The following is a 2,120-nucleotide window of genomic DNA, read 5'->3' on the forward strand; positions in this document are numbered from 1 at the left end:
ACATTAGTAGGAGAAGTATCATGAAAACTCAAAAATTCAAGCTTAATGCTGCTAAAAATGCGATCGCACATCAGAAACTTTGGAATGTAATAAGCGATCAAGACAGCTCTCAATTAAAAGGAGGAGACAAAAAGCGAGGAACGGGAGGAACGGGAGGAACGGGAGGAACGGGAGTAATAGGAGTCGTAATAATTCATTAGTAGGAGAAATATCATGAAAACTCAAAAATTCAAGCTGAATTCTGAGAAAAATGCGATCGCTCACAAACAACTTTGGAAGGCAATATCTGAAGAGAATCAATCGAAGCTTTTGGGTGGTATTAAAGTAAAATTTACCCGAACTAAACCCAATCTCATAAGACCCGATCAGCAAAGGAGATAATATTTACGACAAGGAGCGCCAAAGAACTGTAGAATCCAATACTGTTTGTTTTTTGGTTACATAGTGAAATATACCTGTATTGAGCAACATAGCGAAGAAGACTGTGGTGCTGCTTGTATCGCAACTATTGCAAAACACCACGGTCGAACCTTTGCTATTAGTAGAGTACGGGAAGCTGTAGGAACAGGACAATTAGGAACTACTTTACTCGGTTTACGGCGTGGTGCAGAAAGTTTTGGGTTTGATGCCTTTCCCGTACAAGCTTCTTCAGAATTGATAGATTGTATCGAAGAAGCTCCCCTCCCTGCGATAATACATTGGAAAGGGAACCACTGGGTTGTTCTGTATGGGCGAAAAGGCAAAAAATACGTTATTGCAGATCCAGCAGTAGGAATTCGTTATCTTTCTCGGCAAGAATTGAGTCTGGGTTGGGCTAACGGTGTGATGTTGTTCTTAGTCCCCGATGAAATTCGTTTTTATCAACAAGAAAATGACAAAATTCAAGGGTTTAGACGTTTTTTGCTGCGAGTTTGGCATTATCGTAGCACCCTTTTAGAAGCCCTATTACTCAATTTTATTTTGGGTTTACTATCCCTAGCTTTACCTTTTGTCATTCAAGTTCTTACCGATGATGTTTTAGTCAGAAGCGATATAGACTTACTCAAAACTGTTGTCATTGGTGCCAGCAGTTTAATCATTTTCAGCAGTATTTTACGCCTAGTACAGTCTAATTTAATCGTCCATTTTTCCCAACGCCTAGAACTAGGATTAATGCTGGAATTTGGTCGGCAGCTATTACAACTACCTTTATCATATTTTGAATCCCATCGTAGTGGTGAAATTGTCAGCCGTTTGCGAGATATTCGGGAAATTAATTTTTTAGTCGCCCAAGTGGTAATTACTTTACCCACAGAAGGATTAATTGCCTTAGTATCCCTGTTTGTCATGTTGCTATATAGCTTCAAATTATTTAGTGTTGCCCTCACCGTTTCTTTTTTGATGACCTTGCCTACCCTGCTATTTTTACCAATTCTCAAACAAAAAACTAGAGATGTATTAGTTACCGCAGCAGAGAATCAGGGGGTTCTTGTAGAAACTTTTAAAGGTAGTGTTACTCTCAAAACTACCCATACCAAACTACAAATATGGGACGATTTGCAAAGCCGATTTGGAAAGTTGGCTCACATTACTTTTCGCACCATGCAACTGAGCATTTTTACCAGCGTTTTATCTAACCTAGCTTCTGGATTAGGGACTATTGCAATTTTAGGATTTGGTAGTTTACTGGTTATGAAGAGGGAATTTACCATTGGACAACTCTTAGCATTTAATAACCTCAATCTTAATTTAATTCTCTTTATTAATCGTCTCGTTACCTTTGCAGATGAATTTGCTCGCGCCCAAACTGCAACTCAAAGATTAGGTGAAATCATTCAAGCTACTCCAGAAACTATTAATGATAGCTCTAAATCTTGGGCTAAAATATCCGCAAATGCCGATATAATTTGCTCTCATATTTGTTTTTACCATCTAGGAAGAGTCGATTTATTCGACAACTTTTCAGTTACAATTCCAGGAGGTAAAGTAACCGCAATTATTGGTAAATCTGGTTGTGGTAAAAGCACTCTAGCCAAATTAATTGCTAGTTTATATCAACCTCTGTCTGGTAATATCCGTTTTGGTCGCTTTAATCAAGGAGACTTAGCTTTAGATTATTTGAGACAGCAAATAGTCTTAAG

At 38.3% G+C, this 2,120-nt stretch carries 3 protein-coding genes; all 3 read left to right on the forward strand.

From position 1 onward, the window contains the following. The coding region (locus CALSC_RS22425) for a hypothetical protein (protein ID WP_235006900.1) at positions 1 to 200 on the forward strand (200 nt) is incomplete at its 5' end. A 13-nt stretch (positions 201 to 213) separates the two neighbouring features. After that, complete coding sequence (locus CALSC_RS26715; protein WP_159460672.1) at positions 214 to 381, forward strand: hypothetical protein; 168 nt, start codon at positions 214 to 216, stop codon at positions 379 to 381. Positions 382 to 444: 63 nt separating this feature from the next. Next, on the forward strand, positions 445 to 2,120 hold a 1,676-nt coding region (locus tag CALSC_RS22430), incomplete at its 3' end, for a peptidase domain-containing ABC transporter (RefSeq protein WP_088243467.1).

It is taken from the genome of Calothrix rhizosoleniae SC01 (assembly GCF_900185595.1).
In the GTDB taxonomy this organism is placed as follows: domain Bacteria; phylum Cyanobacteriota; class Cyanobacteriia; order Cyanobacteriales; family Nostocaceae; genus Calothrix_A; species Calothrix_A rhizosoleniae.